Below are 13,224 nucleotides of genomic sequence, written 5' to 3'. Positions count from 1 at the left end.
GCACCCCGCGGGCGCCGTAAACTTCGCTGGTGAACGCCTCCGCTTCCGCCTCCGTGCCCACCACCGCCGAGACCCTGCGCACCGCGCTGGGCGGGCTGCTCGGCGGGCTCCCGCCGAAGCAGGCCACGGCCGCCGTCGACCGGCTGATCGCCAACTACCGCGGCCGGACGCCGACCGACGCGCCCGTCCTGCGCGACCGCTCCGACGTGGCGGCGTACGCGGCGTACCGGATGCCGGCCACCTTCGAGGCCGTACGGTCCGCCCTGGACGCCCTCGCCGAGGCCGCCCCGGGATGGTCCCCGGCCTCCCACGTGGACGTGGGCGGCGGAACCGGCGCCGCGATCTGGGCGGCCGACGCCATCTGGGACGGGCCGCGCGAGACCGCGGTCCTGGACTGGGCGGAGCCGGCGCTGGCCCTCGGCAAGGAGCTCGCGGCCTCCTCCGGCTCGCAGGTGCTGCGCGGGGCCGAGTGGCGGCGGGCCGTCATCGGAGCGGGGCTAGCCCTGCCCGACACGGAGCTCGTGACGGTCTCGTACGTACTCGGCGAGCTGACGCCGGAGGCCCGCCGGGCCGTGGTCGCCGAGGCGGCCCGCGCCGGGCAGGCCGTGGTACTGATCGAGCCGGGCACGCCCGAGGGGTACTTGCGCATCCGCGAGGCCCGCGACCAGCTGATCGAGGCGGGGCTGAAGGTCGCCGCCCCGTGCCCGCACGACGGCACCTGCCCGATCGAGGTCGGCCAGGACTGGTGCCACTTCTCGGCGCGGGTCAGCCGGTCCTCCCTGCACCGTCAGGTCAAGGGCGGGTCCCTGCCGTACGAGGACGAGAAGTTCAGCTACGTGGCCGCGGCCCGCTTCCCGGTGGAGCCGGCCCCCTCCCGGATCACGCGGCGGCCGCAGATCCGGAAGGGGCTCGTCCTGCTGGAGCTGTGCGGTCCGCAGGACGGCGACTCGTCGGGCCTGACCCGGGTCAACGTGACCAAGCGCCACGGTGACCTGTACAAAGCGGCGCGGGACGCCGACTGGGGCCAGGAGTGGCCGCCGGCGGCCACCTCGTAACCCGGACCGCGGCGCTACATCCGCAGCTCCTGGGTGCAGCACTTCACGCTGCCGCCGCCCTTGAGCAGCTCTCCCAGGTCCATCGGCACCGGCTCGAAGCCCCGCTCGCGCAGGGGGTCGAACAGACCGGTCGCCGCCTGCGGGAGCAGCACGTTCAGGCCGTCCGAGACCGCGTTCAGCCCGAGGGCCGCCGCGTCCTCGTCGCCGGCGATCAGCGCGTCCGGGAAGAGCCGCTCCAGCACGGCGCGGCTGCCGGGCGAGAACGCGGGCGGGTAGTACATGACCTCGTCGCCGTCGAGCACGCACAGCGCCGTGTCCAGGTGGTAGTAGCGCGGGTCCACCAGGTCGAGGCCGATGACCGGGCGGCCGAAGAACTCCTGGGCCTCGTCGTGCGAGAGCGGGCTGGAGCGGAAGCCCCGGCCGGCCAGGATGTAGGTGGCGGTGACGGCGAAATCGCCCTCGCCCTCGTTGACGTGGGACGGCTCGTGGACGTGCTCGAAGCCGTGGGACCGGTACCAGTCGAGGTGGATCTCCGCCTCGGCGGCGCGCTCGGGGTAGGCGAACCGGGCGCCGAGCACCCGGCCGTCGACGACGAGGGCGCCGTTCGCGGCGAAGACCATGTCGGGAAGCTCGGGGTCCGGTACGAGCGTCTCGACGGTGTGGCCGAGCGAGCGGTAGCGGTCCCGGAGGTCCTCCCACTGGGCTTGTGCGAGGGGCAGGTCCACCGGTTTCGTGGGGTCCATCCACGGATTGATGGAGTACGTGACCTTGAAGTGTGCGGGTGGGCACATCAAGTAGCGCCGGGGTGTGGCGACTCTGCGCAAAGAAGGCTCCTCACGGCTCACGAGGGATGTCGAGAGAATCGTCTCTCCTCAACGGAAACCGCGCAGTGAACTGATTGGGTGGTTTACGGAATGACACAAAGACGAGACGTCGCGCGTTGATAATTTGTCCGAATGAGCAGCAGATCACCTGACGCGAAGGCCCCCGACCCCGCCCGCCGCAGCGACCGCTCCCGGCGGGCCATCCTGGACGCGTCGCTCGCACTGGTCGGTGAGGTCGGCTACAACAAGCTGACGATCGAGGCCATCGCCGCCCGCGCGGGCGTCGGCAAGCAGACCATCTACCGCTGGTGGCCGTCGAAGGCGGCGGTGCTGCTGGACGCCTCGCTCGCGCTCGCCGACGACGCGAAGGCGGAGGTGGACGGCGGCTGGACCGGGTTCCCGGACACCGGGGACCTCGCGGCGGACCTCAAGCTGGTGCTGCGGGCGACGGTGGACCAGTTCAACGACGAGAAGTACGAGGCGCCCATGCGCGCCCTGACCGCCGCCGGGGCGGCCGATCCCGACCTGGGCTCCCGCTTCACCGAGCAGCTGCTGAAGCCGCAGCTGGCCCTGTACGAGGAGCGGTTGCGGGCGGCCCGGGAGGCCGGCGGGCTCGCGCCGGACGTGGACCTGGGCCTGACGGTGGAGATGCTGGTGGGGCCGGTGACGTACCGGTGGCTGATGGGGACGGCGCCGCTGACGCACGCGTTCGCGGACGAGCTGGTGGACCGGGTGCTGGGCGGGGTCGCCGGGGTGTCGAAGGTCACCGGGGGCTGAGGACCGGCGCAAGAGCGGCGCAGGACCGGTGGCCGACCGGAACAATTGGCCGGATTTCACCGCTATGTGACGGTATTCAGCCTGCTGCCGTGCGCTCTCCGTGCACCTGTCCCCCACCCCCCGGTGGGGGAGTGCGGTCACCCGGACCGCAGGATGGTGGGACCATGTGAGGGTCTGCCGGGGAAACGGTGAGGTGAGGGGATAGATGGGGTCTGAGTCCGGCCGCGTCAAACGCGGCGAGCAGAGCAGGATTTCCCAGTGGCTGCGCCGGCGGCCCAAACCCTCCCCCGAAGATCCCGCGCGTGCGCGGGAGGACCTTCTGCTGTCGGCGGCCGCCGCGGGCCTGCCGCTCGCCCCTGCCGCCCATCCCGCCGGCTACCGGTGTTCGTGCGACCGGATCGGCTGTCCCACCCCCGCGCGGCACCCCCTCTCCTTCGCCTGGCAGACTCAGTCCACGACCGACCGCGCGCAGGTGGAGCGCTGGGCGCGCAACCAGCCGCAGGCCAACTTCGTCACCGCGACCGGCATGGTCCACGACGTACTGGACGTCCCCCTCGAAGCCGGGGCGAGCGCGCTGAGCCGCCTGCTGGCGGCGGGCGTGGACGTCGGCCCGGTCGCGGAATCGGGCGGTACGGGCGACCAGGCCCGGATGCTCTTCTTCACGGCGACGCGCGGTACCCCCGAGGACGAGGACGAGTGGTGGCCGTGCGAGCTGGACTGCCACCCCGAGACGATGGACGAGCACCCGGGCCTGCGATGGCACTGCCGCGGCAGCTACGTCCTGGTCCCCCCGGCCGCCCTCCCCGGTGACCTCGCGGTGAGCTGGATCCGCGGCCTGGAGCACCCCCTCCCGGACCCCCTGACCCTCCTGGAAACCCTGACGGACGCCTGCGCCGCGTACGCGGTCGCGGCCGACCAGTCCCCCTCGGCGGCCTGGCCCCTGAGCCGGTAGGCCGCGCCGCCCGGACCACGGCGGGGCCGGTGCCGGCCCCGCCGCCGGTCAGTGGATGTGGGTGACCACCACGTCGAGGGACCAGGCCTTGGCCGCCTTGGCGGGGGCCTCGGTCTCGACGGCGTAACCCAGGTCGCGCAGCGCCGCGACCAGCTCGGCCGGGGACCCGGGGACGGCCCCGGAGACGAGCAGGTCCCGTACCAGCCGCCCCTTGGTCGCCTTGTTGAAGTGGCTCACCACCGAGCGCTTCTCCACCCCGTCCACGAGCTGCGAGTGCAGCACCCGCACCGTGGCCGTGCGCCCCGCCACCTCGCCCTTCGGCTTCCACGCCGACGCGTAGGCCGAGGACCGCAGGTCCAGCACCAGCCCGTCCCCCGCCGCCTCCGGCATCACCGCCGCCATCGGCTCCCGCCAGTACGCCCCCAGCGCGCCCAGCCCCGGCAGCTTCACGCCCATCGAGCAGCGGTACGAGGGGATCCGGTCCGTCACCCGCACCGCGCCCCACAGGCCCGAGAACACCATCAGCGAGCGCTCCGCCGCCGCCCTCGCCGCCGCCGGCAGGCCGGACAGGCCCAGCGCGTCGTACAGGACGCCGGTGTAGATCTCCCCCGCGGGCCGGGCCGGCGCAGAGAGCAGGCCGGCGTTCTTCGCCACCTCGCCGCGCAGCCCCTCGCTCAGGCCGAGCACCTCGCGGGCCTTCGGCTCGTCACCCGCGCACAACTCGACCAGTTCCTCCAGCACGGCCGCCCGCGCCGCGGCCAATCCCGGCAGTGACAGCGCCTGCGGCTCCAGGGGCGCGCCGGAACCGCCGGCGGCCTTTCCCTCGGACGGCGGCAGCAGCACGAGCACGGTGGTTCTCCTTCGGTACGACACGGCGCGGGGGGTGCGGCCCCCGAGCCAGGGTAAGGCTCTCGCCGCGCCCCCGGCCGCCAGCCGCAATACCCTCGATCCATGCCACGCCGTCATCTGCACATGACCGGCGCAGACGGGGCTGCCCTGCGGGCCGCGCTGCGTGACCTGAGGACGGAGCTGGGCGTGCCCGGGGAGTTCCCGGCTCCGGTCCTCGCCGAGGCCGAGGCGGCGGCCCGCAGCCCCCGGCTCCCGGCGCTCGACGCCACCGACCTCGCCCTGTTCACCATCGATCCGCCCGCCTCCCGCGACCTGGACCAGGCCATGCACCTGGCCCGGCGGGAGAACGGCGGCTACCGCGTGCACTACGCCATCGCCGACGTCGCCGCCTTCGTCACCCCCGGCGGCGCCCTCGACGCCGAGGCGGGCCGCCGCGTCACCACCCTCTACTTCCCCGACGGCAAGGTCCCCCTGCATCCCCCCGTCCTCTCCGAGGGCGCGGCCAGCCTGCTGCCCGACCAGACCTGCCCGGCCCTGCTGTGGCGCTTCGACCTGGACTCCGACGGCCGCGTCGAGACCACCGACGTCCGCCGCGCGCTGGTCCGCAGCCGAGCCAGGATGGACTACGACGGGGTCCAGCGGGCCATCGACTCCGGCACCGCCGAGGAGCCCCTCGCCCTCCTGCGGGAGGTCGGCCGGCTCCGCGAGACCCTGGAACAGGAGCGCGGCGGGATCTCGCTGAACGTGCCCGAGCAGGAGATCGTCGCGCAGAACGGCTCGTACACGCTCGCCTACCGGGCCCCGCTCCCCGCCGACGGCTGGAACGCCCAGATCTCCCTCATGGCCGGCATGGCCGCCGCCGAGCTGATGCTCTCCACCGGAACCGGCATCCTGCGCACCCTCCCCAGCGCCCCTGACGGCGCGGTCGGCCGGCTCCGGCGCACCGCCGCCGCCCTGCGCATCGACTGGCCGCACCACGTGCCGTACGCCGAACTCGTCCGCACCCTCGACCCGCACCTGCCCGCCCACGCCGCCTTCCTCCAGGAGTGCACGGCCCTGCTGCGCGGCGCGGGGTACACCGTCTTCACCGGCGGCAGGACCCCCGACCCCCTCCTGCACGCCGCGGTGGCGGCCCCGTACACGCACTGCACGGCCCCGCTGCGCCGCCTCGTCGACCGGTACGCGGGCGAACTGTGCGTGGCGGCGGTGGCGGGGGCCGCGCCCCCGCAGTGGGCCACGGCCGCCCTCGACGCACTGCCGCAGCGGATGGCGGAGGGGAACAGGCTGGCCAACACGGCCGAGCGGGAGTGCGTGGACCTCGTCGAGGCGGCCCTGCTGAAGGACCACGTCGGGGAGACCTTCGAGGCGACCGTGATCGACGTCAAGGAGCGGGAGCCGCAGGTGGGAACCGTCCACCTGGAGGAGCCCGCGGTGGTCGGCCGGGTCGAATCCCCGTCCGCGCGGCTGCCGCTGGGCGACCGCATCCGGGTCCGCCTCACGCAGGCCGACCCGGGCCGGGCGAAGGTGCTGTTCGCCCCGGCGTGAGGGTACGGACCGACCGCCGCGGCCCGGCCGCCCCGGCCCGCCCCTCACGGGGACGCGGGTTGCCGCAGCGCCGCCACCAGGGCGCGCGGGTCGTCGGCGTGGAAGCGGATGGTGCGGGCCTCGCCCCGGGACCCGAGGGGCCGGGTGAAGGGGAGCGGCCGGTTCAGCTCCAGGGTCACCGTGGTCTGGCCGCCCACGATCAGGTCGAGCACCCCGTCCTCGGAGAGTTCGACGAGCCGCCCCTGCGGAAAGCGCCGGTCCACCCGGGCCGAAGCCACCGCCTCGGGCGGGACGACGAGGTCGAACAGGGCCCCGTACCGGATCCGCAGGCAGCCGTCCCGGCGGACCACGTGCGGCCGGGTCACGCAGGCGGCGTGCAGCGCGAGGACCAGCAGCACCCCGTACACGTCGAGGACGAGCACCACCCGGTGCACGGCCGGCCAGGGGATCAGGACGGACAGCGCAACGGTCTCGACCAGCGAAACGAACACGAGCCCGTACATCATGGCCGTCTGCGGTCCGGTGTACGCGGCGGCGAACTCGCCCCCGGCCACCCCGTGCGGCGGCCGGCGCAGCGCCCACCGCCCCAGCGAGGCGGCCGAGCGCAGCTCGTGCGTCAGCAGCCTCCGTACGGGCAGCGGCACGCGGCCCCCCACCCCGTCGAGCCCCCTCATCCCCTGCCCCTCTCCATGAAGGCCTCCATGACCCGGCGGACGACCTCCGCCTGCGCCGGGGTGAACTCCGCGAGCAGCGCCTCCTTGAACCCCTCGCCGGCCGGCCGGCAGTCGGCCGGGAGCGCGGCGAAGACGCCGTCGGGCACGGCCGCCACCATCGCGGCGGCGAGCGGCGCGATGCGCGGGTCGTCGGTGGCGGCGCCGGCGAGTTCGTCCAGCCGCTCGTACAGGGCGAGGACCGCCGGATCGACGGCCACCCGGCCGAGCGCCTCGTACAGCTCAGGGCCGCCGGCGCCCGCCGGGTCCAGCAGCGTCAGGTGCTCGCGGTCCAGCGCCGCGGTCGGCGAGTCCGTCTCGGGGACGTGGGCGAGCAGCGCGGCGAGGGCGGGCGAAAGGGGCCCGTCCTCCCCGGGCGGCGCGGCGCGCAGGGCGGCGAGCCGCGCACGGCGCTCCCCGATCGCGGCCTCCTGCCGGGCCAGGTCGGCGTCGAGCTCTTCGAGTACGTCGGCCAGTTCGCGCCCCGCGTCGTCCGCGAGGACGTCCCTGACCTCTCCCCCAGCTACCGCTGGGAGGTGCCCCCAGACCCAGCCCGAGCTCGGTGAGCCGGCGCACCCGCGCCAGCGGGACGGCGTCGCGCACGCGGTACGCGCGGTACCCGTTGGGGCGCCGCTCCGGCTCCGGGAGCAGCCCGACGTGGTGGTAGTGCCGGATGGCCCGGGTGGTGACCCCGACCAGCGCGGCGATCTCTCCGATCCGCATGCCCTCCAGTGGAAACCCTGCCGCTGCGTCAAGGTCAAGCGCGGCGTCGGGCGCGGGTAGCATGGTCCCTCGCAGAACAACCGGAGCGGGCGGCCGCGTCGGGATCCCCGGATCCCGCCGAGGAACGTCCGGGCTCCACAGGGCAGGGTGGTGGCTAACGGCCACCCGGGGTGACCCGCGGGACAGTGCCACAGAAAACAGACCGCCGGGGGCTTCGGTCCTCGGTAAGGGTGAAACGGTGGTGTAAGAGACCACCAGCGCCTGGGGTGACCCAGGCGGCTAGGTAAACCCCACCCGGAGCAAGGTCAAGAGGAGTCGTTTTCGGACGGCTCTGCGCGAACGTTCGAGGGCTGCCCGCCCGAGTTCGCGGGTAGACCGCACGAGGCCGGCGGCAACGCCGGTCCTAGATGGATGGCCGTCTCCCCGGCGACCGCGAGGTCACCGGGCGACAGAACCCGGCGTACAGCTCCGGTTGTTCTGCACTCGACGCGGTCGAAGGGCCCGTCCCCTCAAGGGGGCGGGCCCTTCGGCGTCTTCGCCGTACGTGCTCGGGCGACCGGCTAGCGCAGGTGCGAGGTGTCGTTCAGGAGGCGGACCGAAGCGTTGCCGTCGGCGTAGTAGGCCACCGCCGAGAGGGAGGCCGCGGAGAGCTCCATCTTGAACAGCGCCTCCGGCGGGGCGCCCAGGGCGAGACGGACCAGGATCTTGACCGGGGTCACGTGCGTGACCAGCAGCACCGTGCGGCCCGCGTGCGCGGCCAGCAGCCGCTCCCGGGTCGCCGAGATGCGGCGGGTGGCGGCCGCGAAGCTCTCGCCTCCGCCCGTCGGGGCCGCCCTCGGGGAGTCCAGCCAGGCCTGGAGGTCCTGCGGGAAGCGCTCGCGCACCTCGGCGAAGGTCAGGCCCTCCCAGGCCCCGAAGTCCACCTCGCGCAAGCCCTCCTCGACGGTGACGCCGAGGCCGAGGCGGTCCGCCACGGCCTGCGCGGTCTCCCGGCAGCGGCGCAGCGGGGAGCTGACGATCGTCTGGACGGTGCCGCGCGCGGCCAGGGCCTCGGCCACCGCCGATGCCTGGCGGCGGCCGGCCTCGGACAGCTCCGGGTCGGTGCCGCCGCTGCCGGAGAAGCGCTTCTGCGGGGTGAGGGCCGTCTCCCCGTGGCGCAGCAGCACGAAGGTCGCCGGGGTCCCCATGTCGGGGCCCCAGCCCGGCGTCGCGGACGGGGCAGGGCCCGGGCCCGGTGCCGGTGCGGGGATGCGGCCCGCCGCGGGGGCGTCGTGCTCCGCGAACAGGGTGGCCGCCCCCGCCTCCTCGCGTTCCGGCGCGGTGGCCGGCGTACCGGAGGCGGTGGCGAGGGCGGCCCGTACCGCCGCGGCGCCCTTGGCGGCGTCACCGGGAGGGCCCGACGCGGGCGGGGCCGCGAGGGCGCGCGCCGCCGAGGCGTCCAGGGCCGCCGAGGAGGCCGACGGCTCCCACTGCCGGCCGCGCTTGCCCGCGTCCATCGCCTCGTTGGCGAGCCGGTCCGCGTGCTTGTTGCGCTCGCGCGGGATCCACTCGTACGTCACCTGCGCGCGCGGCAGGATCTTCGCCGCCTCCGCGGCGAGGGGCCTCATGTCCGGGTGCTTGATCTTCCAGCGGCCCGACATCTGCTCGACGACCAGCTTGGAGTCCATGCGGACCTGCACCGCGGCGTCCGGGGACAGCTCGCGGGCCGCCTTGAGACCGGCGATCAGACCCTTGTACTCGGCCACGTTGTTCGTCGCGACGCCGATGTACTCCGCGCGCTCGGCCAGCGTCTCGCCCGTCGCCGGGTCGAGGACGACCGCGCCGTAGCCGGCGGGCCCCGGGTTGCCCCGGGAACCGCCGTCCGCCTCCACGACGAACCGGACAGGCCCCTGCATCAGATGCCCGAGTCGGCCGTACGGACCAGGATGCGGCCGCAGTTCTCGTGGCGCACGACCTGGTCGCGGGCCGCGGCCTTGATCTCGTTGACCTCGGCCATGTCGAGCTCCAGGCGGCAGCCCTCGCAGCGGCGCTGGTACAGGCGGGCGGCGCCGACGCCGCCCTGCTTGACGCGGATCTTCTCGTACAGGGCCATCAGGTCGGCCGGCATCGACGCGACGATGACTTCGCGGTCCTTGGTCACCTTCGCGGCCTCGGCGTCGAGTTCGCCGGTGGCCGCGTCGCGGCGGGCGGTGGCGTCCGTCAGCTTGGCTTCGAGGGCGGAGACCCGCTCGGTGAGCTCGGTGACCCGCTCCTGCGCGCCCTCCAGGCGCTCCATGACCTCCAGGACCACGTCCTCCAGATCGGCCTGGCGCTTGGCGAGGGAGACGACCTCGCTCTGCAGGTTCGCCAGGTCGCGGGCGGAGATGCCCGCGCCGGAGTCGAGCCGCTGCTGGTCGCGGGCCGCGCGCTGGCGCACCTGGTCGACGTCCTGCTCCGCCTTGGTCTGCTCGCGGGCGGCGTCGCTCGCCTGCGTCTGGGCCGCGACGAGCAGGTCGCGCTGCTGGGTCAGGTCCTTGGTCAGGGACTCGACCTCGGTGTGCTCCGGCAGCGACTTGCGCTTGTGGGCGAGCTGAGACAGCCGGACGTCCAGGGCCTGGATGTCGAGAAGTCGGATCTGGTCGGCGGGCTCGGCGTTCAGTTGGGGGCTCCTGAGATAGAAGAGGAAGAGGAGGGAAGGTCGGACGGCGCGTGCACCGTCCAGGGGTCGGTGACCGTGCGCGAGACGTGGGTGCGCAGACCCCAGCCGTGGCGTTCGGAGATCGCGTCGAGCTGCGCGGCCGCCTGCTCGCACCAGGGCCACTCGGTGGCCCAGTGCGCGGCGTCGACGAGGGCGAGCGGGCCGCGCTCGCGGGCCTCGGACACCGGGTGGTGGCGCAGGTCGGCGGTGAGGAACACGTCCACGCCGGCGGCCCGGACCTGGTCGAAGAGGCTGTCGCCGGAGCCGCCGCTGACGGCGACGGTACGGACGAGCGCCTCGGGGTCGCCGGCGACGCGGATGCCCTGGGCGGTCCGCGGCAGCCGGGCGGCGGCTCGTTCGGCGAACGCGCGCAGCGTCTCGGGGTGGTCCAGCTCGCAGATCCGGCCGAGGCCCCGGCGGCCCTGGGAGTCGGTGGGATCGGGGACGAGCGGCCCGGTGATGCGCAGGTCGAGGGCGCCGGCGAGGGCGTCGGAGACGCCGGGGTCGGCGGTGTCCGCGTTGGTGTGGGCGACGTGCAGCGCGATGTCGTTCTTGATCAGCGTGTGCACGACGCGGCCCTTGAAGGTGCCGGCCTCGACGGTGGTGGTGCCGCGCAGGTAGAGGGGGTGGTGGGCGACGACGAGGTCGGCGCCCAGCTTCACGGCCTCGTCGACGATGTCCTGCACGGGGTCCACGGCGAACAGGACGCGGGAGACCTCGGCGTCGGGATCGCCGCAGACGGTTCCGACGGCGTCCCACTGCTCGGCCCGCGAGGGGGGCCAGAGGGCGTCCAGCGCGGCGATGACTTCGGAGAGACGGGGCACAGGCCAAGGCTACCGTCCGCGCGGGAGCGGGTCCGTCCCCGCGGGTGGGCCGGTTCTGCGGGGTGCACCGCGGGTGCGCCGGTTGCGCGGGGACGCGCTGGGGCACGCCCCGTCGCTCTTCGCGTCCTGACCGCTGCGGGCGGTGAGGGCGAGCGCGGCGGCTGCGGCGGCCTCACCGACCGGCCTCACCGACCCGCCCCACCCCTTGCGCCCCGCCGTCCACAGCACAATCGCCTCCGCCGGCACGCGCGAACCGCCGGGCGGCCACCCGTATGTGTGAAGCCGGGAAGGTCGTGTTGTTCGGGCCGAAGGGCGAAAACTAGCTTCCTCCCCGGAGGTGACGCACGGATGACTGTCTGTGCCATCGAGATCACGACGACGGCCCCGTTCTCCATCGCCGCGGACGGGTCGTACGCGGCCCGGCTGGCCGGGGACGGGGAGGCCCGGTACCCCGAGCGCTGGACGCTGGCCGGGCCCGAGCCGTACGCGGTGCCGCTGCCGCTGGCGCAGCCCGAGGAGGCCGACAGCGAGGTGCTGGCCCTGGCCGACGGGCGGGTGCTGATCCACCGCCGGGTCGAGCGGCGGCACGCCTTCGCCCTGCTGTACCCGACGGGCGGGGCAGCGGACGGGCCGCGGACGGGGGAGCTCCCGCTGGGTTCGGTGGAGCCCGGGGACGAGGGGATGCGGATCCGCCTGCTGCCCCCGTCCCCGGACGGCTGCGGGGCCTTCGCCCTGGCCTCCTCGGCCGCCGGGACCACGGTCTGGCGGGTGGCCGGGGGCCCCTTCGGGCCGGTCGCCCGGATCCCGGGGTGGTGCTCGGGCGGCGTCTGGCTGGACCGGACCGGCCGGCTGCTGGCCCTGGACCGCGAGCTGGAGGGCACCACCAAGGCCGTCGTGGTGGACCTGGGCCGCGGCGGCGAGGTCTCCCCACTGCTCCAGATCGCGGAGGGCAGTGACGACCGGCTGCTGCTGGCCGACCCCGACAGCGGGCTGCTGCTGATCCGCTCGGACGCCCCGGGCGCACCGCGCCTGGGCTGGGGGGTGCTGGGCAGCTCACTGCCGGTGCGCTTCCCGGAGTGCCTGCGCGGGGAGGCGGGGATCCCGTTCGCGGTGCAGCCGGGCCAGGCACTGATGCCGGAGACCTGCGGGGTCGCGCTCCGGCTGGAACAGGGCGGGGAGGGCGGGGGCACCCCCGGCGGCAGCGGCGGGGTCATCGGCCTGTGGCGCCCCGCCGACCGGCACGTGTTCCGGCTCGCGGCGCCCGACGGCTGGCTCGGTACGGGGCTGTGGAGCCCGCAGGGCCGCCTGCACCTCCCGTACAGCACCCCCGGAACCCCTTGCGGGATCACCGGGCTGACCCTGCCGGTGGCCCCGCCGCCCCCGGTCCGGCTGGACCCGCCGGCGGCGCCGGCCGCGCCGCGGCCCGTACCGCTGCAACAGGCTCCGCTGTAGCGGGACCGGTCGGGCCGTTGCCCTGGGTCAGCGAGGGGAGAGCAGGCAGAACTCGTTGCCCTCCGGGTCGGCCAGAACCGTCCAGGAGATCGCGGAGCGGTCGATACCGGGGTCGGTGGCACCCAGGGCGCGCAGCCGGGCTTCCTCGGCGGCCGGGTCGTCGCCGGGGTAGGGGCGGACGTCGAGGTGGACGCGGTTCCACCCGCTCTTGGTGTCGGGGGTGCGGACGAACTCCAGGTACGGGCCGACGCCCTTGGCGGAGCGCATCGTGGCCTGGTCGTCGCCGACTTCGTGCAGCGTCCAGTCCATCGCCCCGTCCCAGAACCGGGCCATCGCCCGCGGGTCGGTGCAGTCGACCACCACCGCGGCGATCGGCCCGGTGTCCCGGTAGACCGGGCGGGGCTCCAGGACGCAGAACTCGTTGCCCTCCGGGTCGGCCATGACCGTCCACGGGACCTCGCCCTGGCCCACGTCGGCGAGGGTCGCGCCGAGATCCCTCAGGCGCGCGACCAACTCGGCCTGATGGGCGGTCGAGGTGGTGGCCAGGTCAAGGTGCACCCGGTTCTTCACCGTCTTCGGTTCCGGGCGGGCGATGATGTCGATGCAGAGGGCCGCGGGGTCGGGGTACGCGAAGCCCACGGGTTCGAGGTTCGTCATGCCGGGCCCCTCGCTGTCGACGCCCCAACCGAGCGCCTGCGCCCAGAACCGGCCGAGGGCCGAGTCGTCATGGGCCTTCATGTTGACCTGCACGAGTCTGGTTGTCATACGACGGAGTCTAGGGAGCGGGAGCGTCCGCGAACTCCCCCTCCCCCGCGGCGCCCGGCACGCACTCCCGC

12 protein-coding genes, 1 other RNA gene and 1 pseudogene are annotated in these 13,224 nt (G+C 74.6%); 6 read left to right on the top strand and 8 right to left on the bottom strand.

The features are described from left to right. The first annotated feature begins 29 nt into the window (after window positions 1-29). The gene (locus ACS04_RS00170; protein WP_048474364.1) at window positions 30-1,055 is read left to right on the top strand and encodes a small ribosomal subunit Rsm22 family protein; all 1,026 of its coding nucleotides are present in this window, start codon (window positions 30-32) and stop codon (window positions 1,053-1,055) included. A gap of 14 nt (window positions 1,056-1,069) precedes the next feature. Here ACS04_RS00170 and ddaH read toward each other — a convergent pair whose 3' ends face one another. Further along, window positions 1,070-1,900, bottom strand: coding sequence for a dimethylargininase (ddaH, locus tag ACS04_RS00165; RefSeq protein WP_342449348.1), 831 nt, complete (start codon window positions 1,898-1,900; stop codon window positions 1,070-1,072). A 111-nt stretch (window positions 1,901-2,011) separates the two neighbouring features. Between ddaH and ACS04_RS00160 the strand changes: the two genes are divergently transcribed. Next, the gene (locus ACS04_RS00160; protein ID WP_048474362.1) at window positions 2,012-2,656 is read left to right on the top strand and encodes a TetR/AcrR family transcriptional regulator; all 645 of its coding nucleotides are present in this window, start codon (window positions 2,012-2,014) and stop codon (window positions 2,654-2,656) included. A gap of 205 nt (window positions 2,657-2,861) precedes the next feature. Then, window positions 2,862-3,608 carry a bifunctional DNA primase/polymerase gene (locus ACS04_RS00155; protein ID WP_048474361.1) on the top strand — a complete coding sequence of 249 codons (747 nt, stop codon included), beginning with the start codon at window positions 2,862-2,864 and terminating at the stop codon, window positions 3,606-3,608. A gap of 48 nt (window positions 3,609-3,656) precedes the next feature. On the opposite strand, the gene yaaA is transcribed toward ACS04_RS00155, so the two are convergent. Beyond that, complete coding sequence (gene yaaA, locus ACS04_RS00150; protein ID WP_048474360.1) at window positions 3,657-4,457, bottom strand: peroxide stress protein YaaA; 801 nt, start codon at window positions 4,455-4,457, stop codon at window positions 3,657-3,659. A 102-nt stretch (window positions 4,458-4,559) separates the two neighbouring features. Between yaaA and ACS04_RS00145 the strand changes: the two genes are divergently transcribed. Next, on the top strand, window positions 4,560-6,002 hold the full coding sequence (locus tag ACS04_RS00145; protein ID WP_048474359.1) for an RNB domain-containing ribonuclease: 1,443 nt from the start codon (window positions 4,560-4,562) through the stop codon (window positions 6,000-6,002). 44 nt (window positions 6,003-6,046) lie between these two features. Here ACS04_RS00145 and ACS04_RS00140 read toward each other — a convergent pair whose 3' ends face one another. Together ACS04_RS00140 and ACS04_RS00135 are read right to left on the bottom strand one after the other, a co-directional pair. After that, window positions 6,047-6,676, bottom strand: coding sequence for a hypothetical protein (locus ACS04_RS00140; RefSeq protein ID WP_048474358.1), 630 nt, complete (start codon window positions 6,674-6,676; stop codon window positions 6,047-6,049). Beyond that, window positions 6,673-7,435 (bottom strand): annotated as a pseudogene (locus tag ACS04_RS00135) (MerR family transcriptional regulator). Before ACS04_RS00135 ends, ACS04_RS00140 begins: the two are co-directional and overlap by 4 nt. 77 nt (window positions 7,436-7,512) lie before the next feature. Between ACS04_RS00135 and rnpB the strand changes: the two are divergent. Next, window positions 7,513-7,914, top strand: an RNA gene (gene rnpB, locus ACS04_RS35130) — RNase P RNA component class A. A gap of 81 nt (window positions 7,915-7,995) precedes the next feature. Here the strand turns inward: rnpB and ACS04_RS00130 are convergent. The 3 genes from ACS04_RS00130 to ACS04_RS00120 are packed head-to-tail and all read right to left on the bottom strand — an operon-like array spanning window position 7,996 to window position 10,936. Next, window positions 7,996-9,330 (bottom strand): bifunctional RNase H/acid phosphatase, encoded by a 1,335-nt coding sequence (locus ACS04_RS00130; protein WP_048474357.1) that lies wholly within the window; start codon window positions 9,328-9,330, stop codon window positions 7,996-7,998. Beyond that, entirely contained in the window at window positions 9,330-10,073 is a 744-nt protein-coding gene (locus tag ACS04_RS00125; RefSeq protein ID WP_209441578.1) for a zinc ribbon domain-containing protein, read from the bottom strand. The genes ACS04_RS00130 and ACS04_RS00125 overlap by 1 nt, the downstream gene beginning before the upstream one ends. After that, window positions 10,070-10,936 (bottom strand): Nif3-like dinuclear metal center hexameric protein, encoded by an 867-nt coding sequence (locus tag ACS04_RS00120; RefSeq protein WP_048474356.1) that lies wholly within the window; start codon window positions 10,934-10,936, stop codon window positions 10,070-10,072. Before ACS04_RS00120 ends, ACS04_RS00125 begins: the two co-directional genes overlap by 4 nt. Window positions 10,937-11,284: 348 nt before the next feature. Between ACS04_RS00120 and ACS04_RS00115 the strand changes: the two genes are divergently transcribed. Continuing rightward, window positions 11,285-12,388 carry a hypothetical protein gene (locus ACS04_RS00115; protein ID WP_048474355.1) on the top strand — a complete coding sequence of 368 codons (1,104 nt, stop codon included), beginning with the start codon at window positions 11,285-11,287 and terminating at the stop codon, window positions 12,386-12,388. Between the two features lie 27 nt (window positions 12,389-12,415). Here ACS04_RS00115 and ACS04_RS00110 read toward each other — a convergent pair whose 3' ends face one another. Beyond that, window positions 12,416-13,153, bottom strand: a complete 738-nt coding sequence (locus ACS04_RS00110; protein WP_048474354.1) for a VOC family protein — start codon at window positions 13,151-13,153, stop codon at window positions 12,416-12,418. Window positions 13,154-13,224: the final 71 nt, after the last annotated feature.

The organism is Streptomyces roseus, from assembly GCF_001044425.1.
Classification (GTDB): domain Bacteria; phylum Actinomycetota; class Actinomycetes; order Streptomycetales; family Streptomycetaceae; genus Streptomyces; species Streptomyces roseus.
This window is presented reverse-complemented; position numbering and strand designations above follow the sequence as displayed.